Origin of the sequence: Niallia sp. FSL W8-1348, from assembly GCF_038006745.1 — a bacterium.
GTDB classification, from domain to species: domain Bacteria; phylum Bacillota; class Bacilli; order Bacillales; family Cytobacillaceae; genus Niallia; species Niallia alba.
The window spans coordinates 2,685,053-2,703,892 of sequence record NZ_JBBOVV010000001.1 but is presented as its reverse complement, the minus strand read 5'-3'; the positions used below and the strand labels follow the sequence as shown (position 1 = coordinate 2,703,892).

The 18,840-nt window shown below is 36.6% G+C and carries 22 protein-coding genes and 2 pseudogenes; 11 read left to right on the top strand and 13 right to left on the bottom strand.

Features of this window, described 5'->3' with window-relative positions; all coding sequences use genetic code 11:
- Window positions 1-363: 363 nt before the first annotated feature.
- Window positions 364-1,116, top strand: coding sequence for a hydrogen peroxide-dependent heme synthase (gene hemQ, locus NST60_RS12930; protein WP_016202535.1), 753 nt, complete (start codon window positions 364-366; stop codon window positions 1,114-1,116).
- Between the two features lie 286 nt (window positions 1,117-1,402).
- Window positions 1,403-1,876, top strand: coding sequence for a spore coat protein GerQ (gene gerQ, locus NST60_RS12925; RefSeq protein ID WP_101729883.1), 474 nt, complete (start codon window positions 1,403-1,405; stop codon window positions 1,874-1,876).
- 101 nt (window positions 1,877-1,977) lie between these two features.
- On the opposite strand, the pseudogene NST60_RS26795 reads toward gerQ, so the two are convergent.
- From NST60_RS26795 to NST60_RS12895, 8 genes and pseudogenes are all read right to left on the bottom strand, one after another.
- Window positions 1,978-2,271: pseudogene (locus NST60_RS26795) on the bottom strand (YibE/F family protein); the annotation flags it as partial.
- Complete coding sequence (locus tag NST60_RS26790; protein ID WP_445304397.1) at window positions 2,220-2,612, bottom strand: YibE/F family protein; 393 nt, start codon at window positions 2,610-2,612, stop codon at window positions 2,220-2,222. The pseudogene NST60_RS26795 and the gene NST60_RS26790, both read right to left, overlap by 52 nt.
- A gap of 41 nt (window positions 2,613-2,653) precedes the next feature.
- A complete protein-coding gene (locus NST60_RS26785; protein WP_445304396.1) occupies window positions 2,654-3,184 on the bottom strand; it encodes a hypothetical protein in 531 nt (176 codons plus the stop codon).
- 103 nt (window positions 3,185-3,287) lie between these two features.
- Window positions 3,288-3,659: a DUF423 domain-containing protein gene (locus NST60_RS12915; RefSeq protein ID WP_016202539.1), complete on the bottom strand. Its 372-nt coding sequence runs from the start codon at window positions 3,657-3,659 to the stop codon at window positions 3,288-3,290.
- A gap of 195 nt (window positions 3,660-3,854) precedes the next feature.
- Window positions 3,855-4,145 (bottom strand): YwdI family protein, encoded by a 291-nt coding sequence (locus tag NST60_RS12910; protein ID WP_016202540.1) that lies wholly within the window; start codon window positions 4,143-4,145, stop codon window positions 3,855-3,857.
- Window positions 4,146-4,730: 585 nt separating this feature from the next.
- On the bottom strand, window positions 4,731-6,068 hold the full coding sequence (locus tag NST60_RS12905) for an ISLre2 family transposase (protein WP_100525934.1): 1,338 nt from the start codon (window positions 6,066-6,068) through the stop codon (window positions 4,731-4,733).
- Between the two features lie 179 nt (window positions 6,069-6,247).
- On the bottom strand, window positions 6,248-6,901 hold the full coding sequence (locus NST60_RS12900) for a uracil-DNA glycosylase (RefSeq protein WP_341098901.1): 654 nt from the start codon (window positions 6,899-6,901) through the stop codon (window positions 6,248-6,250).
- Window positions 6,902-6,914: 13 nt separating this feature from the next.
- Window positions 6,915-7,664: a DUF4230 domain-containing protein gene (locus NST60_RS12895; protein WP_016202542.1), complete on the bottom strand. Its 750-nt coding sequence runs from the start codon at window positions 7,662-7,664 to the stop codon at window positions 6,915-6,917.
- A gap of 196 nt (window positions 7,665-7,860) precedes the next feature.
- On the opposite strand from NST60_RS12895, the gene NST60_RS12890 reads away from it, so the two are divergent.
- A complete protein-coding gene (locus tag NST60_RS12890; RefSeq protein WP_016202543.1) occupies window positions 7,861-8,187 on the top strand; it encodes a general stress protein in 327 nt (108 codons plus the stop codon).
- A gap of 43 nt (window positions 8,188-8,230) precedes the next feature.
- On the opposite strand, the gene NST60_RS12885 is transcribed toward NST60_RS12890, so the two are convergent.
- From NST60_RS12885 to NST60_RS12875, 3 genes are read right to left on the bottom strand one after another with little or no spacing between them, the layout of a single operon-like run.
- Window positions 8,231-9,253, bottom strand: a complete 1,023-nt coding sequence (locus NST60_RS12885; protein WP_169189403.1) for a MoeB/ThiF family adenylyltransferase — start codon at window positions 9,251-9,253, stop codon at window positions 8,231-8,233.
- Between the two features lie 17 nt (window positions 9,254-9,270).
- A complete protein-coding gene (moaD, locus tag NST60_RS12880; RefSeq protein ID WP_016202545.1) occupies window positions 9,271-9,504 on the bottom strand; it encodes a molybdopterin converting factor subunit 1 in 234 nt (77 codons plus the stop codon).
- Window positions 9,501-9,962, bottom strand: a complete 462-nt coding sequence (locus NST60_RS12875; protein WP_016202546.1) for a molybdenum cofactor biosynthesis protein MoaE — start codon at window positions 9,960-9,962, stop codon at window positions 9,501-9,503. The genes moaD and NST60_RS12875 overlap by 4 nt, the downstream gene beginning before the upstream one ends.
- 285 nt (window positions 9,963-10,247) lie before the next feature.
- Between NST60_RS12875 and pdxK the strand changes: the two genes are divergently transcribed.
- From pdxK to bshB2, 3 genes are all read left to right on the top strand, one after another.
- A complete protein-coding gene (pdxK, locus tag NST60_RS12870) occupies window positions 10,248-11,075 on the top strand; it encodes a pyridoxine/pyridoxal/pyridoxamine kinase (protein WP_040343113.1) in 828 nt (275 codons plus the stop codon).
- 108 nt (window positions 11,076-11,183) lie between these two features.
- Window positions 11,184-11,531: a YojF family protein gene (locus NST60_RS12865; RefSeq protein ID WP_016202548.1), complete on the top strand. Its 348-nt coding sequence runs from the start codon at window positions 11,184-11,186 to the stop codon at window positions 11,529-11,531.
- Window positions 11,532-11,599: 68 nt separating this feature from the next.
- The gene (gene bshB2, locus NST60_RS12860; protein ID WP_169189404.1) at window positions 11,600-12,274 is read left to right on the top strand and encodes a bacillithiol biosynthesis deacetylase BshB2; all 675 of its coding nucleotides are present in this window, start codon (window positions 11,600-11,602) and stop codon (window positions 12,272-12,274) included.
- A 40-nt stretch (window positions 12,275-12,314) separates the two neighbouring features.
- Here the strand turns inward: bshB2 and NST60_RS12855 are convergent.
- Window positions 12,315-13,352: pseudogene (locus NST60_RS12855) on the bottom strand (RNA-guided endonuclease InsQ/TnpB family protein).
- Between the two features lie 448 nt (window positions 13,353-13,800).
- Window positions 13,801-14,250: an SRPBCC family protein gene (locus NST60_RS12850; protein ID WP_016202551.1), complete on the bottom strand. Its 450-nt coding sequence runs from the start codon at window positions 14,248-14,250 to the stop codon at window positions 13,801-13,803.
- Between the two features lie 390 nt (window positions 14,251-14,640).
- On the opposite strand from NST60_RS12850, the gene NST60_RS12845 reads away from it, so the two are divergent.
- From NST60_RS12845 to NST60_RS12825, 5 genes are all read left to right on the top strand, one after another.
- Window positions 14,641-15,375 carry an ABC transporter ATP-binding protein gene (locus NST60_RS12845; protein ID WP_016202552.1) on the top strand — a complete coding sequence of 245 codons (735 nt, stop codon included), beginning with the start codon at window positions 14,641-14,643 and terminating at the stop codon, window positions 15,373-15,375.
- Window positions 15,365-16,387, top strand: coding sequence for an ABC transporter permease (locus NST60_RS12840; protein WP_169189405.1), 1,023 nt, complete (start codon window positions 15,365-15,367; stop codon window positions 16,385-16,387). Before NST60_RS12845 ends, NST60_RS12840 begins: the two co-directional genes overlap by 11 nt.
- Window positions 16,388-16,634: 247 nt before the next feature.
- On the top strand, window positions 16,635-16,802 hold the full coding sequence (locus NST60_RS12835) for a hypothetical protein (RefSeq protein WP_016202554.1): 168 nt from the start codon (window positions 16,635-16,637) through the stop codon (window positions 16,800-16,802).
- A 108-nt stretch (window positions 16,803-16,910) separates the two neighbouring features.
- Window positions 16,911-17,360: a cytidine deaminase gene (locus tag NST60_RS12830; protein ID WP_016202555.1), complete on the top strand. Its 450-nt coding sequence runs from the start codon at window positions 16,911-16,913 to the stop codon at window positions 17,358-17,360.
- Between the two features lie 832 nt (window positions 17,361-18,192).
- Window positions 18,193-18,774 (top strand): TetR/AcrR family transcriptional regulator, encoded by a 582-nt coding sequence (locus NST60_RS12825; RefSeq protein WP_224428017.1) that lies wholly within the window; start codon window positions 18,193-18,195, stop codon window positions 18,772-18,774.
- Window positions 18,775-18,840 lie beyond the last annotated feature (66 nt).

Here is an 18,840-nt window from a genome sequence, read left to right as displayed (position 1 = left end):
AAGATGAAATATTGATGGAAGTTCTGTTATAAATCTGATAATTCCCTATATGTAACTTCATTATACTTTTTTAGACGAACTGAAACTTCCTTTTTCTAGAAGTCACAATTTGTTCACAATTATCTCAAGGGTTATTCCACTAATATATGGAGAAACTATGATATAGTTAAAATCGTATAAAGTGAAACTTCCATCAGTGGGGGTTTTCCTTCATCCCCCACTGATGGTTAGTTGAACCAATCGGACCTTTACGGACAGTTGATCTCCCACCTATCTTCCTCGTATTCTCATAAGCTTGAGGGGGGAGTCTTACTGTCCGTTAAGAGTGGGATAAATGTTATTAAATAAGGAGTGAATATATAAATGAGTGAAGCAGCAAAAACATTAGATGGTTGGTATTGCCTGCATGATTTCCGAACAGTAGATTGGACTACATGGAAAATGTTACCTAACGATGAAAGACAAGAGGCAATCAATGAATTTCTAGGTTTATTGGAAAAATGGAATGTTGTTCAAGAAAACAATAGCGGCAGCCATGCCCTATATACAATTGTTGGACAAAAAGCGGACTTCATGATGATGATTCTCCGTCCAACTATGGAAGAATTACAACAACTAGAAACAGAATTCAACAAAACAAAATTAGCTGAGTTTACTATTCCAGCTCATTCCTATGTTTCTGTTGTAGAATTAAGTAATTATCTTCCTTCTGATTCAGATCAAGATCCATATGAAAATCCATATGTAAAATCTAGATTATACCCAATCCTTCCAGAATCCAGTTATGTGTGCTTCTATCCAATGGATAAACGCCGCCAAGGAGAAGACAACTGGTATATGCTTCCTATGGAAGACCGCATAAACTTAATGCGTAGCCATGGCATGATTGGCCGCCAATACGCTGGAAAGGTAAAACAGATTATTACAGGATCTGTTGGTTTTGATGATTACGAATGGGGCGTAACCTTATTCTCAGATGATGTGCTCCAATTCAAAAAATTAGTATATGAAATGCGTTTTGATGAAGTAAGCGCACGCTATGGTGAATTTGGTTCTTTCTTTGTAGGCACCATTCTTAAACAAGAGGCAATCACTAACTTTTTACATGTAAACTAAATGGAAGGAGAGAATTCTCTAGTAGAGATTACTGGAGAATTCTCTTTTTTTCTATTCTCTTAAAGATTAACTGCTTCTTCTCTAAATAAATCCAGTTGATTTCGATATAAATTCTTAACTCCTTGTCATAACTTTTTCTTTTTCCTCATAGGATGAAATAGTGAGCGATGACCTAAGAAGGAATCAACATTCACCGTCTACTTCTTATCTGTAAATTTTATGGTCAACTTCTGAATGATGGAAGTATGTATGGGAAGATTGAATAGAAGACTATGGAGGGATGAAAATGAGTCAATCAAATTATGGAAACTACGGTTATCCACAAGGATACGGGACTTACCCCGGGCAAATTCCTACCTATGGAAATCAGCAAGTGTATCAGCCACAAACACCAATACAACAAGGGGTCCCTACTCCTACACCTACACCAGCGCCTACACCAAGCCCAACACCTACTACACTGCCAGGACAGCTGCCACTTGAAGCATCCTATATCGAGAATATTTTACGTCTTAACAAAGGAAAAATCGCAACCGTATATGCAACATTTGAAAACAATAGAGAATGGAATGCTAAAATCTTTAAAGGCATTGTTGAAGCAGCAGGGCGTGACCATCTTATTTTAAGCGACCCGCAAACTGGAATTCGTTATTTACTGCCTATGCTATATATCGATTATGTTACTTTTGATGAAGAGATTGAGTATGAGTATCCGTATGGCGTTGCAGCACCAAACTTGACTACATATCCACCTAGATAACAAAGAGAAATTCCGTGCATCACTTATATAGTGGTGTACTTTTTTATGCTTTGATTTAGAGGCACAAAAAGGGACTTCAAAAAGTCCCCCCTTATATTAAGTTATGACGTTTTATCTTTCACCAAAAAATAGGCAGTTATCCATGCGGTAATAGGGATTACAAGTGTAACACCTGTTCCTGCACTAAGAATCGTAATCATTTCTGCCCCAAATATTTTTGAATTTACAATTTCCCCTAACGTATAGGACAAATCTTTAAACCAAATCAGCAGTGCGAGGTAGCCACCAAAGAAAGCAAAAAATAACGTATTCGTACTTGTACCAAGAATATCTTTTCCAATACTTAATCCAGCTTTGTACAATTCTTTTCTACTAATAGATGGATTGTGATAATAATATCTTTTCCAATTTCCCTTCCTGACTTTACTAATGCTTTAACAGATATATTATTATTCTTTTCATACAATCCAAATATCGAAGAAGACATGGTAATGGCGACGTCCATAACAGCGCCGAGGGATCCGAGAAATAGTCCTGCCAAAAAGACCAATTTATAAGGACGCGTAATAAATTGTAATTTCTCATAGCGAAGGCCTTTTTCTGAAGTTAACCATAAAACAAAGTAAGTAATAAATAGAGAAATAAAAGTACCTAGTAAGGTCGCTATAATCGCAGCATATGTTTTTTCGTTTCGCCCGCTCACAAGTATAAGGGAAATAATCGTAAAGATAATCACGCTTATACTGCAAATTAACAGCAGACTCTTTTCAGACGTATTTAATAAACGTCCAATGCAACGGATAAGATGACGGCATTAATAATCAAGCTAATAAGAGAATACAAGCCCTGTTTTTTACCAACAAATAGCAAGGCAAAAATAAAAACCCACCCAATCATCAACAAATATGTATCTCTTTTTACATCTTGTACGCTTCCTTTCAGATAGCCATTCTCTCCTAACTTAGAATCAATATGAACAAATAATTCATTTCCGACATAGAATTCATCATTATTGGCTTTAGAAGAAGAATATTCATTCATTAGATAAATTTGTTTCCCTTTTTCCTTCCCATTTTTCACTACCCCAATAATTTGCTGAATAAAAATATAATCCTTATTATCAAATTGATCCTTTACTTCCGTTTTATCTATTAGTTCCGTTTTTACGACTTCTGCTATTGGCTTTTCATAGAAGGAGTAATTGTTATGCACAAACACGATAGACCCTATAAATGAAAGTAAAACGACAATAAAAAAGAGTTTCTTTTTCTTGCTCATTTTATGAAATTTGCTAAATATAACTTTCAAGAGTAACCTCCTACTACAAAGTACTTTTTCTTTTGGAAAAGTAAGAAAAAAGGATAGGTAAGAATATCAATCCTTTGCTTACCTATCCTTTTATACGATCCAATTACATCCATTTCCAAGCAGCGATAATAATTAATAACCACGCTGTCAAAAATGCTACTCCACCTATTGGTGTAATAGCTCCTAGTATTTTGATTTGGGTAACGGCCAATATGTATAAACTTCCTGCAAATAGGATAATTCCAATTAACATTAGCCATCCTGCCCAATTCAACAAACTGCTTTCTGGAAATTTCCCTAAGAGTAAACCGATTAGAATTAATCCCGTACTATGGAACATTTGATAAGTAACACCTGTTTTCCACGTTTCAAGATATTTTTCTGGTATTTTCCCTTCTAACCCATGGGCACCGAATGCTCCTAAACCTACAGATAATAGAGCATTAATTGCTCCGATAATGATAAAAGCTTTCATTTTTATCTCCTTCTTTTTAACTTTTTATATAAATGGATCTATGTATGAAGTGTTGATTGTTGCACCTTATTCGTGCTTTCTGCAGATAGACTCTTCCTATAACTAAGCACTACTAAATTAACGATCCGTTGCACTCCTGCAGGTTCTCAGACTTTCCCACATTTTCCGTAGAGTCAAGCAGACTTCTCTTCAAACCTAAAAATCAAATAAGGAATCGCCATTTCCTTCTTCCATTTTTATTTTATTTGTTTGTGTCTGTATGGTTTGTTTTGGAATGGTTAATGGCGCTTGAACAGCTTGGAAGGTTGGTTGCTGAACGGGTTGCTGATAGGTTACGCCTTGTATTCCTTCCTGTTCTAAAACCAACTCACATAAGGATTTAATCGCGTAGACTCTTTCTCTTATTCTTGCATCGGAATTGCTTGTTTTAGCTTCTGCTAACTGATCTTCTATCTTAGCTAATAATTGTTGTATAGAGATATTCATTTCATCCCTCCTTTGCCTGGAAGCGAAGACATTCGTGTCCAGATGCTCTTTTTACTTCGACAGATGGTAGCGCTCTTCCTTTAAATTGGAATGCTTTACACCCTTTAGGGAACTGACTATCCCATGTAACATAGTAAAATTTAATTTATCCCACTCTTAACAGACAGTAAGACTCCCCCCTCAAGCTTATGAGAATACAAGGAAGCTAGGGTCGGAGATCAACTCTCCGTAAAGGTCCGATTGGTTCAACTAACCATCAGTGGGGGAAGAGGAAAACCCCACTGATGGAAGTTTCACTTTATAGCAATTTACCTTATTCTTGTCCATTCTATACCCTTCCAATCCCTTGCAGGAAAATACACACGATGAGCAGCGATTTCTTTTCCTATCTGGAGAAATCACTGCTCATGTATATTTCCTTTATTATATTATTCTTTTTCCAAAAAATCATCTATACACCAATTGATGATTGAGTCAAGTTTTTGTGGGAGTTTTTTTAGCTCCCTTTTTTATAAAGTAAAACCTCTAAGTTTGTATCCGCTTTCCAATTGGTTTTGTTCTTCCAACTGTTGATTCTCTCATTTTTTAAAAACCTTTTAATCCCTGTAAGGCAAAGTGAACGGGTTTTCCAATCGCTTGATTTAAGTATGGCATGTTCTGACGCACGGTTTCTGTTACTAATTTTGTGGGTATTTTTCTTTTCGGTCGATGCTCTTTCTTTGATTTTTCCGTGGCTTTTTCCCATTTTCCATATATCGTTTGGATAGATAGATCATCCTTCAACCCAATCCACAAACGTGCCATGCTCATGACGCCTTTTTTGCTCCATGCTCTTCCATTTTTTAATCGTTTGGCTAATTGATTCATCATTGCTTCTGCACTTCCCATTGGACGATACGCTGTCGTGTCCACGCCTTTCTCCTGTAACCAACTACGGTAATCTTTTATGGTTTCCTGATGATGCGTTAAAAAGCCGAGGAAATGCGCTAGTTTTTCTTCTTCTTCTGGTGTATCCATTGTTCCTACTGCGCTATTCAACTCTAGAAGTAATGTTTCTACCTGGTAGTTTTTTAACGCTCTTTTCATGTAGCGGTATCGAGGATGGCTCTTCATTAGTTGCTTCATCGAACGAGCGACATGAAAACGGTCCATGGTGAAAAAGGCGCGTTCCCGAAAATACTCCCGACATGCCGTTATCCAGCCTGCTCCATCGCCATTAATAATAAGCAAGGTTTGGGTTGGATCATACGCATAATGATTCTGTAAGAATGTTTCAAAAGCTTCCCAAAAGGGTTCTTTTTCTTCATAGAGAAAATGCCTTTTATTTCGGAGCCTGACTCGCTTTCCGTTTTCTTTCCATCCCTCATGTACAGCGGCGAATTTCAACTCCCATCCACGCTTTTTCTTTTCTTGACTCTTCACATATAATCCATCTACTTCGACAAACAACACCTTTTGAAAAGGACGTTTTTCCTTAGCGGGAAGTACGCTTGTATGAAGAAGATGTTGCCGTAATGCTTCGTGGCTCATCGCCGAATAGCCTAAAAATTGTTCGAACGTTTCCACCGCCTTTCGATAGGAGGAACCATTTGTCGCTAATTCTAGCCCCCATTCTTCTAATAGTGGACTAAACCCTTTATTCCCTTGAAACTGTAAATAATGATCTAACAGACAAATATATTTTTTGGTTACACGATCGAAATAATAATTACGCTTCAGCTCCACTGCTCCAAACGCTGTATCTACTCGTATTTCTCGTTTATCTCGTAAAGCAAATCTTCTTTTGTCTCGTTGCTGAGCAATCTCTAGATCCCAATTTTCTAATGTTTGAACAAGGATTTCTTGAAAGGTCATTTGTAGTGTTCGAAATAAAGTTTTTTCCAATTCTTTTAATGATGGCATTTTTGTGTTACATTGATTCATGAGAGCCTCTCCTTTTCGTAGTATTCTAGTCAAACTCTACTTTACAAAAGGAAGCTCTCTTTTTTAATACTTAATTTTTTCCAGCTACCGCGCTTTCGCTTGGTGGCCTTTTTGTCTAGTTGGGGGACTCGTCCCCCAACTAGACAAAAAGGATATTTATTCTCCCACAAACATTTTACTCATACCCAATTGATAGGAGGCTGTTCCCCATTTGCTAGCATGCGATTAATCGTAGAGAACGGTCTACTTCCTAAAAAACCTCGATGTGCTGAAAGCGGGCTTGGGTGTGTTGATAAGACGATACCGTGCTTTTTTTGATCGATAAGAGCAAGCTTTTTTTGGGCAGGATTGCCCCATAATACAAAAATAACTGGCTCCTCTCTTTCATTCAGCATTTTTATTACTTGGTCTGTAAATACTTCCCACCCTTTTCCACGATGAGAATTAGCTTGTCCTGCACGAACGGTTAAAACCGTATTTAACAGAAGGATCCCTTGATTGGCCCAGCTCTTTAGATAGCCGTGATTCGGGATAGGACACCCTAAATCTTCATGAAGCTCTTTAAAGATATTTTTTAAAGATGGTGGTATTTTTACTTGCGGCTTAACGGAAAAACTTAATCCGTGTGCTTGATTGGGACCGTGATAAGGATCCTGTCCTAAAATGACTACCTTTACTTTGTCATAGGGAGTGAACGTTAAACTATTAAAGATATCTTCGCGTTTTGGATAAATAGTTGATTCTCTGTACTCTACTTCTAAGAAGGATTCTAATTGAATAAAGTAATCCTTTTGGCGCTCCTGCTCTAATAATTGTTGCCATGATGCGGTCATGCTTCCCCCTCCTTTATTCCCCTGTGAACTTTACTTCAACAGTATATCCTAGTCTCCCATAGAATTCTTTCAATGTCTTTTGGGCATTTTCCTCTGCTTTTACCAATAGTCCTTGTTCCACAGCCTCTTCCTTCATCGCTTCCTTTGCTTCATCCATTAAGCTATAAGCTTCTTCCCATTCCACCTCTCCTCTAAAAATGCCAGAAACAGAATACGTTTCTACTTCATCAAAACTAATAGAAGGATCTTGAAGAAAGCCCGCTTTTGGTAATAGAATGTGAATTGTTTTCTCTTCTTCATTAATTTTAATTTGCTCTTCTGTTATTTCCGATAAATCTACTCCAGCTGTCAGTGTACCAGGTACCACTAATAGTATTTTTCGTTTCGTTCCTGGAATATTTGCCTCAATTCCCTTTCCAAAAATCTCGTTATCTTCTTTTTCTAAGATTGTTTTTACAAAGGCCTGCGAGGTGGCTAATGTTGATAAATCCTTCATCTGTTCTAAATAAGCACCTGTTCTTACTACTGGTTCTTTTGGAAAAGCAACTTTCCAAAGCCCAACTATTCCGACTATCAACCCCACTACTAAAATACTTAAAAAAAGCATGATTTTTCTATTTATCCGATTCTTTACTTTATATAAACCAAATCGAGGAAATCGAAATCCTCTTCTGTTATTTAACTCCATTGTTGTACTTGCCTGTTCCTTTTGTCCAGCGCTTAGCTCTCGATTAATTTGTTCTCTTTCTTTTTTGCTTACCATTTGCCCCCTCCTGTTTCTATGATTCTCTTAATTATATTATATAGGGAATTTTGTCGATTGTGGGGATATTTGTCTATGTATAATTTCCCAAGGGATAGACAATGAAAATATTACCAATGGAAAAAGAGTTTCATCTTTTTTATAAGAGGTATATAACACACATAGATAAATTCCACATTAATAGGAGGCTATCATTATGTATAAAGTAGAAATAGTAGAAAATGGTGTACAAGCAAGCAACATTATTAACGCATTAGAAAACCAAGGGTATAAAAAGGAAAACATTTATATTTTCGCCCACGATAAGGATCGTTCAGAAGACTTAACAAATGCAACGGAAACAGGAAATGTATCCATGAAGGAACAAGGACTACTGGATTCCATCAGTAATGTTTTCCGAAAAAGAGGTGACGAATTGCGTTCAAAAATGCAATCAGTCGGATTAACAGAAGCAGAAGCCGCTAAATACGAGGAAGTTTTAGATACAGGTAAATTAGTTGTCGTTGGTTCACTTGAACAATAAGAAAAGCCTCGCGTTGTGAAATAACAGCGCGAGGCTTTTTTTACTATCCTAATAATTGGTCATAAAGAGTTTTAGCATATACTACATCATTTGTCTCATGTATCAACGCTCTGCCATCTTTAAATAACACTACTCTGTTCGCCTCTAATTGAACACTGAGGAGAAATTGATTTTGCCTCACTGTATATCCTTTCTTCTGAAGACTTTCTTCTAGTTGCTGAAATGGGATATCCTTTGGATTAGAAGGACGAATCTGAACCGTTTCTCTTCCACATAAAACAGCTGTCTTTGTCTGGTTTTCTTTTTTCAAAAAAGGATAAGTCGGATTTTCTCCGCAAGTTGGACAGTCCTCCCTTTTCACGCGATTAACTTTAATATTATGGTGTTCATTTTTCCATAAATCAAAGGTTAAAAATGTTCCTCGTAAGGAAGCTTTATCTCCGACTAATATTTTTAACGCTTCGGTCACTTGATGGGAAACTACTAATTGAACAGTCGGAGCGATAATCCCTACAGTATCACATGTCATACCGGTCATCGGCATAGATTTTATTAGGCAATGTAAACACGGTGTCTCTCCTGGTACAATCGTGTAGCTCATTCCAGAACTCCCTACACAAGCTCCATAAATCCAAGGTATTTCATGCTTCACCGCTATATCATTTACAATCATTCTTATTTCCATATTGTCAGTTGCATCCATTATTATATCAACGCTCTTCGCTAACTGCTCCAATAGCTCTACCGTTGCTTCCCCAACAATACTCTTAATGCTGCATTCTCTATTAATCTCCATTAATCTTCTTTCTGCAGCAGCAGCTTTTGGTATCCGCTCTTTTGCATCCTGTTCTGTATACAATTGTTGTCGCTGAAGATTGCTTTTCTCCACATAATCTCTGTCTATAATAGTAAGATTCCCAATGCCACTTCTACATAACATCTCTGCAATGGACGATCCTAACGCACCAACACCAATAATTAGCACATGTTTCGTCCTAATTTCTCTCTGCCCCTCTGTTCCAATAGAAGAAAATAGTATCTGGCGTGAATATCTCTTCTGATTCATTTGCATTTACTCCTTCCTCATCCTCCACTAACAGGGGGAATAAAAGCTACTGTATCGTTCTCCTTCACAATATCCTCATCCAGTGCAAATTCCTCATTAACCGCTACCATTACTCCTTGAAGGGATAAAGATGGATATGTATTTAGTAAGTACTCCTTAATTTGCGCTATTGTCTGTTGTTTCCCTTTCAATGTTAACGTCTCGCTTCCTATTGTTTCTTTCACACCCGCAAAAAAAAGCAATGTAATCAATGTAATTCCTCCTCACCTGGCTTACCATTGGGATACATTTTAGTCCCCTTTTGATTGCCGATCCACTCTTCTCCATTTTCCCAATGCTCTTTTTTCCAAACAGGTACAATTTCTTTTATTCTTTCGATTGCATATTGATTTGCCTCATAAGCATCCTTTCGATGCGGAGTGGAAACAGCGATAACTACTGCGACATCACTAATTTCTAGCTTGCCAATTCGATGAGTAATAGCAATATCGATATCTCCCCATTTCCGCTTAACCTCTTCGCCTATTTGCGCAAGTTTTTTTGTTGCCATTGGAGTATAAGCTTCATATGTTAAAAATAGTGTTTTTTTCCCTGCTGTTATTTCCCTCACTGTCCCAATAAACGTAGTAACAGCACCCGCATTTCTTCTTATTACTTTATCAATAACATTTTGTATATTAATCGGCTGATCTATTATTTCAAACCTCATCGCTATATCCCCTCTGCATTATTCTCTATTTCCTTGAGCATTTATATTGCTTCTTGCTTTTCCATCGTAAAAAATATATATAAAGATTACCATACATGTAGACAGAATTCTCTTACTTATTATCACCTTACGCCTTTAACTTCCTTCGATTGGTATGTAAAAACGACATGAGAACCAAACTAAGGCAAGGATGGCGCAAAAGTTGTATGATTAATTAAAATAGTCTACAATTATTCAATCAAACAAAATTACTTTTCGCTAAAAAGTGGCAATTACATAGGAGGCATAACAATGAAGAAAGTATTAACTTTAGCAGGATCTGACACTAGTGGTGGTGCAGGTATTCAAGCAGACTTAAAAACATTTCAAGAACTAGGCGTTTATGGAATGACCGCTTTAACGACAATCGTAACAATGGATCCAAAAAATCATTGGCATCATAATGTTTTTCCACAGGATATAAACACAGTAAACGCTCAATTGGAAACTGTTCTATCTGTAGGTATTGATGCAATGAAAACCGGAATGCTTGGTTCTGTTGAAATTATTGAAGCAGCAGCAAAACTAATTGATGAGAACAATATTAAAAATGTTGTTATTGATCCTGTCATGATCTGTAAAGGAGAAGATGAAGTCCTTCACCCAGAAACAGCTGATGCTCTTCGCGAATTGCTTGTTCCAAGAGCAACGGTAGTGACTCCTAATCTATTTGAAGCTTGGCAGCTTGCACAAACAGATGAGCCTATTAAAACAATAGAAGATTTAAAAGAGGCAGCAGTAAAAATTCACGCACTTGGACCAAAATATGTTCTCATTAAAGGTGGCAGCAAATTAGGACATGAAAAAGCAATCGATCTTCTATATGATGGAAAAGAATTTACGATTTTAGAGAGTGAACTAATTGATACAACCTATACACATGGAGCAGGCTGCACAAACTCTGCTGCGATTACAGCTGAATTAGCAAAAGGTGCAACAGTAAAAGATGCTGTTCAAACAGCTAAAGACTTTATTACTGCCGCTATTCGCAATGGCTTTAAGTTAAATGAGTATGTTGGCCCAACTATGCACGGAGCATATCGTAACGAAAAAGAGAAGCTTCGTATTAAGTAAAAGAGGTTAAAAATGGTCTCACAGCATTCTTTGCTTTGAATAAAAGGAAAAAAATGCCCTGACCATTTTTCTCCCTTTAAATAGACTAGTAAAAAGGAGGGATATTCTTTGGAGTTTGTACAAATCGAGAAAGTCCAAAAAGAAATCGAGCGTTTGAGTGAAAAAGAAATATATATTCACTTAGAAACGACTAATGGCGCCTATGCTACACATAATGACGAAACCTTCTTTAACTCCGGCGCCTATATCCGCAATGCACAGCTTTCCTATGAATATGGCAAGATCACAGGAAACGGTCCCTATCGAGTTGGCTTAAAAACGGGAATTGGCTGGGTTTATGCAGAAGGTGTTACTCATTATGAAGTGGATGAAAAAAATAGATTATTATTAGCAGGATTAGATTTCACAGGAAAATTGGCAGTTGCCTTACAAATAAGTGAAACACCATTTGAATGAGAAAGTAAAATAGCATGAAATATTCTTAAAAAATAAATGATTACCATTTCATGAAAGGAGGAGTATAAATGGAAAATGAAAGACAAGTATTAGTTATTTTCCCCCATCCCGACGATGAAGCATTTGGTGTATCTGGTACCATTTCTAAATTTATACACGAAGGAGTCCCGGTCACATATGCTTGCTTAACACTTGGCCAAATGGGACGAAATTTAGGAAACCCACCATTTGCAACAAGAGAATCCTTACCAGAAATTCGCAAAAACGAATTACAGGAAGCTGCAAGAGCAATGGGATTAGAAGATCTCCGTATGTTAGGCTATCGTGATAAAACGATTGAATTCCTAAAGGAGGAAGTACTAGTTGATGAATTTACTGCATTACTAGATGAACTAGATCCGTCTCTAGTTATTACTTTCTATCCAGGATATTCTGTTCACCCAGATCATGACGCGACAGGAGCAGCCGTTGTAAAAGCTATTGAAAAAAGAGATGCTGCTAATAGACCCAAACTTTATTGTGTAGCATTCTCGAAAAATTGTGAAGAAGATCTTGGACAGCCGGATATAGAAATCGATGTTCAAAATTTTGCAGAGCAAAAAATAGCAACAATTGCAGCCCATCTTTCTCAAACGCAACAATATGCAGCTACTCTTCAAGAGGGGTTAAATAATCAGGAACCAGATGTGCTAACTAGATTATATACAGAGCGATATTGGACATTTGAACTACTCGGCACTTAAGTACCGAGATTCTATAAGAACTGATTAATAAACCTTTTGGTTATACTAATTTTATTCTCATCGGGACTGCCAAAAGCCCCCTAGCCACCTTGTCCGACAGTTCGGATGTATGGTTACATTTTCTTAAAATATTTGCTGCTCCGTTTAGGTCAGCATTCACCAAAATAGACCTAGATGTTTTGTATAGCCCTCGAAACGCTCGTTTTCCAGAGAAAACGGGCTTTTCTTTCGAATTTTTATTATATACAGGGAGTTCATCATTATCTAGAAAACTAGCTTTTGAAGTATAGCTTTCTTCTTGAACGATGAGTTCAATGCGGTGTCTTTTGCACATATTTTCAACTTTTTTGATGAACTTACTGTGTGGAATTTGTACAAATTTTTGGTTGTTTTTCTTTCCGATATTAATGTTTTGTTTCCAACCCCTGTTGAGTCCAACAACTAGTTTACCGATTCCGTTAGCCAAACAATGTTTGATAACGTAGTGTGTTGTTTTGTTTAAAAAATCGCGTAATACATTGTTTCTTTTTCTCAACAAACAAACCTGTCGATTGGTTAGGTGGGCAATATTTTGTTTATCTTTCATAGACTGTAACCGTTTAATTTATTTATTGTACCATTGGTTCAAGGACTTTACTCGTTTACCAGAAACTAAAAAAGTATTACCTAGTGTATCGATACCGGCAATGAAATTATCTATTCCTAAATCCAAAGAAAGTGCTTCATCTTTGTTTAATTTTTGCTGTTCTACTTGTTTTTTATAGACATACTCGATTTCAAAATAATGTGCGTTATATTTAGGAAGGATGCGTATTTCAGCAATTTCTGAGGGGGCTAAATTTGAAGGGAAACGAACATTAATCGTTCCGTATTCTCTTTTAAAGGCAGGAGAAACAGGAATATAGAATGTCCCATCTTTTTGTAGTTTAAATTGTGGGTAACTTAATTCAAAATGAGCATCTTTTTCCAAATAACGTGGAATCCTTGCTCCTTGACCTTTTACTTTCAACACCCCAAAGAAACTTTTAAAGTTTTCTTCCACTTTTTTGAGCGTTTGTTGCGCCGCTGCCGAACCCATTAATTTGTAGTTCTCATTGGATTTACATGCATGGTAATTTTCCTTATAGGGGAAATATTTTTTTGTTTCAAAAAAGTGTTGGCGAACCGAATACAAACCAACATTGTACATATTCTTGCTTAATTGACTTAATTTACGCAATGCTAAATATTCTTTTTTTGTTCTTACCTTCAATATTTCTTTTTGTACTCCGAATTGTTTCTCCGTATTTTTCAAATTCCGCACCTCTCTCTAAGATTATTTTACCAAACAGAACATATGTTTTCTATATTCAATTTTATTTTTTCAAAAAAGAAAAGAGATTCATCCCACGACTGAAGTCGCAGGTGTTCTCTATTAAAGCATAAGTTCTAATCATTTTAAAATAATAATTTTCTTTCTCTACATAACTATTATTTATTGAAAAAAGCTGATGCAAAAAATTCCATCCTTGCATCATCCCCCTTCCCTATAAATTTTCTACTCTTCCTTCTAACACTTCTTTTGCATTTTGCACATGATCGTTGTCTTCTGATTTCACCATTTTCACGAGGAACTTTCTCATCAGTAACATTTTAAGTCCCTTAACATGCACTGTTCCTTCAAACTCCACTTGTGTGCCTTCAGGTATCTCTGAAAAACGGTAAGCATAGTCAACTATTAATCCGTTTGAACTGCTTCTCCGCATAAATCCCACATTTTTTTCATAGGTAAGGTATTCTATTTCAGCATATACTTTATTTCCACGAACATTTCTTATCTCTTTATATTTTGTGCCGACCCCTATCGGCTCATCTGTCTGTTTTTCTGTTGATGCCACTTTACTCATATATTCTGGAGCATTTGTCATATCTGCAAAATAGGCAAAAACTTCGTCAATGGGCTCACAAATAATAACACTCGCATTAAAATCAGCCATTTTTCCACCTCAATAGGATCTTTCTTTTTTGCTGTTTTCGTAAAGTTTGTTGCGATTACCCTCAGCCAGAATACACTTCGCTTTCCATGGGGCTCGCGTTGAGCCTCCGGGGTCTCAGACTGTCTCGCTAATCCCCGTGGCGCCTACGTGTATTCCGACTACTCTATTTTTCCAACTCATTGTTTTCTCCTATTGAAAAAACAACAATCTTTTAGAAATCAGCATTTTTTTTTCGGTTAATCATTTCTATTATAGCGAATAACTAGCAAATTGAATAATTGGTTTTTAAAAGTAATTTCAAAATGAGTGATTACTCACCTTACAAATAACATTCCTTTTTGTAAGATAGAAGTGAGTAATCACTCATTAATTCAGAAAGGTGGTCTTTTTATGATCGCTCCACCCATTGTTTCTGTTAAGAATCTTTCCAAATCATTTGGAAAGAAACAGATTTTAAATCAAATTGACTTACAAGTTTATCCTGGTGAGATCTTAGGATTACTAGGTCCGTCTGGGGCGGGAAAAACAACACTTGTAAAAGAAATTATTGGATTAGATCTACCTGATAGTGGTTCTATTCACGTATTGAATGAAAAAATGCCTAACCTGAAGACAATGGAAAAAATCGGTTATATGGCACAAGCAGATGCGCTATATCAAGATTTAACCGCTAAAGAGAATCTCGATTTCTTCGCTAGATTATATGGATTAAAAGGAACAGAGAAGAAAAGCAGAATAGAAGATACTGCTTCTTTAGTAGAATTATCAGAGCATCTTTCTAAGCCTGTGTCCCAGTATTCAGGGGGAATGAAAAGAAGATTATCTATTTGTATTGCGCTGTTAAATAATCCAAAACTACTAATCTTAGATGAACCTACAGTGGGGATTGATCCTATCCTCCGAAAAGCTATTTGGCAAACTTTTAACCATCTGAAAGAAAATGACACCTCTATCATTGTCACTACCCATGTAATGGATGAAGCAGAGAAATGCGATCGTCTGGGAATGATAAGAAATGGTCAGCTCATTGCTATTGATACTCCGAAAAACTTAATGAATAGCTGTAATGCCCAGACGATGGAGGAAGCATTCTTATATTATGGAGGTTTAGCAAATGAGAATTAACGCCTTAGTATTACGTATTATGAAACAATTCTACCGTGACAAAAGAACACTCGCATTAATGATTTTAGCTCCTATTCTCATTTTAACGTTAGTCAATCTAGTTTTTAATGGGAATGACTACGAAACAAAAATAGGTTTAATTGATACTCCTGATTCCATCAGCGAAGCCTTCGAAAAAGAAGAATTAAAAACATCTATTTACACTAGCGAGGTAGCGGCAGAGAACGCATTAAAAGATGGGAAAATCGATGCTTATTTTATCGTCGAAAGTGGTCAAACAAAATTAATGTTAGAAGGAAGTGATCCTTCTATTAGCAAAACAACGATTGCCAAGATACAAGAGGCCGTTCAAACGTTGTCTCCCTCTAAAGCTGCAATCGATATTGACGTACTTTATGGTTCCATGGATATGAAACAATTTGACTCATTTGGACCTATTTTACTTGGCTTTTTTGCCTTCTTCTTTGTTTTCCTAGTAGCAGGTGTATCCTTTTTAAGAGAAAGAACAACGGGAACACTGGAGCGATTGCTTTCCAGTCCTATTAGAAGATGGGAGCTAGTTCTTGCTTATATCATCGGCTTTGGATTATTTACAATGGTGCAATCAGGCATTATTGTCGTTTATTCGGTCTATGTTCTTCAGATGTCAAATGCTGGTTCCATTTTATACGTATTATTGATTACTTTATTATTGGCATTAGTAGCTCTTACGTTGGGGATTCTCTTATCCTCTTTTGCCCATAATGAACTGCAAATGATTCAATTTATTCCCATTGTCATTGTCCCACAAGTTTTCTTTTCTGGGCTTTTTAACTTAGATACGATTTCTTCTGCCATTAGCTGGATCTCTTACTTGACCCCATTATATTATGCTGCAGACGCCTTGAGAGAAGTAATGATTCGTGGCAATGGATTTATGGAAATAATAGGTTCCCTTAGTATCCTTTTTGGCTATTCTATTGTTTTAATGATTATCAATATTTTTGTTTTAAAAAAATATCGTAGTATTTAGGTTGCTGGCAAGAGCCTTATTAACTTTCGTTAGGAGTGGTTGACGATATTATATTTTTCCTCCATAATCCTTTATAATTAAATTAGATTGCATGGATAAAGGAGTTTCCTCTGAATGAATAATAGCGAGAATATATTAGAAATTATTTTAAAAGAAGAACAATCGATAACAGATAAACAAAAAAAATACTGATAGCTGCCATTGATGCGTTTTCTGAAAAAGGCTTATAGAAAAGGAACGAGAAGTTATGTTCAAAGCATTTGAAGCCAAAATGAATGATGTTGTGGAAAAGAGAGATAGAATTTTAACCCAACAATTGAATCGATCATTGGAAGAAAGAAGATTAGAAATTGCTGCTGCACAAGAAGAAAAAGAAACAAAAAAGCCATGGTGGAGCAAACTGTTTTCAAAATGAGATATAGAGTAGTGTCAATTACAACAATTGTTGTTTTAAGTTAGAATTGATTTATTCCGCAAACGGGCCATTTTGCGGAGGATTTTTTCTTAAAGGAATGTGATATACATGCAAAAGAAAGGAGATGGAAAATTGAAGACTTATCCATTAACCCCAAAGGATTATGAATTAATTGAGGAAGCTAAAACTAAGATTACTCAACTATATGAGGATGATAAACATCATGTTGGTGCAAGTTTGAGAACAAAGTCTGGAAATGTAGTTTCTGCAGTACATATTGAAGCATATATTGGACGTGTCACAGTATGCGCAGAGGCAATTGCAATTGGTAAAGCAATATCAGATGGAGAAAAGGATTTTGATACAATTGTGGCTGTAAGGCACCCCTATTCAGATGAAGTAGAGAGAGAATTAAAGGTTGTAAGCCCATGTGGTATGTGTAGAGAGCTAATCTCAGACTATGCTCCAGATTGCTTTATTATTTTAAATATTGATGGTAAAAATGTTAAAACGAAAATTAGTGATCTAATCCCATTGAAATACACTAGGGAGGCCTAGGTCAGAATTTGTTGCTGTTTCAATCAAGGTAACTATTAAAAAATGAATTGTGACTTTGTAAACAAATTGCTCTATTAAACAAATCGGGCGCGATTGTTGCACAGTAACAAAGAAATATAGAGGCTGGGAAATAAGTATTCCAGTCATAGATAAACCCGAACAACTATCAAATAATCCTAAATGATTGTTCGGGTTTTATTAGTTTTATAAAAGGCTGTTTCAGTACAGTTAGTGTTAATATCCGCAGCCTGAATACACTTCGCTTTCCATGGGGCGAGCGCCGAGCCGCTTCGGCCTATGGCCTGCAGGGTCTCGGACTTTCTCGCAGCTCCCATAGGAGTCTACGTGTATTCAGGCTGCTCCATATTTCCTACTAATTCATTTTTTCTAAAAAAACAATATTTTTTAGGGAATTGCCTTTAAAAACAGAGTGGAATGGAGCGGAAGACACTCGACTCCTGCGGGAAGTAGAGCAAAACCTAAGACCCCACAGGCTTTAGCCGAGGAGGCTTAGGTTGCTCCCCGCGGAAAGCGAGTTTCTGTAGCGCAATGGAACGAATTAGTTTTTACACTTGACTATATTTAAAAACATAAATAACCATTGTATAAAAGGAACCTTTATTTAAGTGATAAATTAGAGATTGTTCGTCTTTACAGATTGGCTATCTAGTTTTGTCCCAGCCTCTATTCGTAACCTCTTCCAACCAATGTTTAGGTAATTAACATAGGTTATTTCAATTTGTCCAAAAGCATTTAGCGCCTTTAAGGCGTTTCTATTGCCTTGAAGGCAACAAAGGGCTTTTAAAGAGGTGACAACTTTAAAAGGGATAGAATCGCCTCGTATGGCGTTTGTCAATGGCTTGGAGCGGTACCGGACCGCGCAACCTCTACTAGTGAAATTGCCAAAATGGCAGGCGTTGCAGAGGGTACCATCTTTCGACATTACAAAACAAAAAAGGACTTACTGTTAACCCTTCTCTCGCCATTATTAAGTACGTTGATTGCACCACGAGTCATAAAGGATTTCGATAAAGTACTAAATGTTTCTCACAATAATTTTGAGGATTTTCTTCGAGCTATTGTAAAAAACAGAATGGAGTTTTTACAACAAAATAATGCACTATTTAAAATTTTAATTCAAGAAATCCCATTTCATGATGATCTTCGAGAAACATTTAAAAATCAGATCGCTAAGAATATTTTCGGACGCCTTCAAGAAATTATGGACTCGTATCGAGAAAAGGGAGAAATTATTCCTATTCCGCCTTTTAGCTCCGTTCGCCTAACGGTCACATCCATATTTGGTTATTTTCTCGCTCGTCATCTTCTTCTTCCCGAAATTAAGTGGGACGATGAAGAAGAAATTGAACGAACTATTCAGTTTATCCTTTATGGATTAAAACCAAGAGAATAAGCAATCATTATAAAGTGAAACTTCCCTCAGTGGGGGTTAGTTGAACCAATCGGACCTTTACGGACA

What these genes read in the sequence shown, in the direction of transcription:
- NST60_RS12910 (WP_016202540.1), bottom strand. Translation starts at nt 4,145, where the DNA reads ATGAATATCTCTATACAACAATTATTAGCTAAGATAGAAGATCAGTTA.
- NST60_RS12890 (WP_016202543.1), top strand. Translation starts at nt 7,861, where the DNA reads ATGTATAAAGTAGAAATAGTAGAAAATGGTGTACAAGCAAGCAACATT.
- NST60_RS12885 (WP_169189403.1), bottom strand. Translation starts at nt 9,253, where the DNA reads ATGAATCAGAAGAGATATTCACGCCAGATACTATTTTCTTCTATTGGA.
- NST60_RS12895 (WP_016202542.1), bottom strand. Translation starts at nt 7,664, where the DNA reads ATGGTAAGCAAAAAAGAAAGAGAACAAATTAATCGAGAGCTAAGCGCT.
- NST60_RS12830 (WP_016202555.1), top strand. Translation starts at nt 16,911, where the DNA reads ATGCAAAAGAAAGGAGATGGAAAATTGAAGACTTATCCATTAACCCCA.
- hemQ (WP_016202535.1), top strand. Translation starts at nt 364, where the DNA reads ATGAGTGAAGCAGCAAAAACATTAGATGGTTGGTATTGCCTGCATGAT.
- NST60_RS12840 (WP_169189405.1), top strand. Translation starts at nt 15,365, where the DNA reads ATGAGAATTAACGCCTTAGTATTACGTATTATGAAACAATTCTACCGT.
- NST60_RS12850 (WP_016202551.1), bottom strand. Translation starts at nt 14,250, where the DNA reads ATGGCTGATTTTAATGCGAGTGTTATTATTTGTGAGCCCATTGACGAA.
- NST60_RS12900 (WP_341098901.1), bottom strand. Translation starts at nt 6,901, where the DNA reads ATGACCGCATCATGGCAACAATTATTAGAGCAGGAGCGCCAAAAGGAT.
- NST60_RS12845 (WP_016202552.1), top strand. Translation starts at nt 14,641, where the DNA reads ATGATCGCTCCACCCATTGTTTCTGTTAAGAATCTTTCCAAATCATTT.
- NST60_RS12835 (WP_016202554.1), top strand. Translation starts at nt 16,635, where the DNA reads ATGTTCAAAGCATTTGAAGCCAAAATGAATGATGTTGTGGAAAAGAGA.
- NST60_RS12915 (WP_016202539.1), bottom strand. Translation starts at nt 3,659, where the DNA reads ATGAAAGCTTTTATCATTATCGGAGCAATTAATGCTCTATTATCTGTA.
- NST60_RS12875 (WP_016202546.1), bottom strand. Translation starts at nt 9,962, where the DNA reads ATGAGGTTTGAAATAATAGATCAGCCGATTAATATACAAAATGTTATT.
- gerQ (WP_101729883.1), top strand. Translation starts at nt 1,403, where the DNA reads ATGAGTCAATCAAATTATGGAAACTACGGTTATCCACAAGGATACGGG.
- NST60_RS12905 (WP_100525934.1), bottom strand. Translation starts at nt 6,068, where the DNA reads ATGAATCAATGTAACACAAAAATGCCATCATTAAAAGAATTGGAAAAA.
- bshB2 (WP_169189404.1), top strand. Translation starts at nt 11,600, where the DNA reads ATGGAAAATGAAAGACAAGTATTAGTTATTTTCCCCCATCCCGACGAT.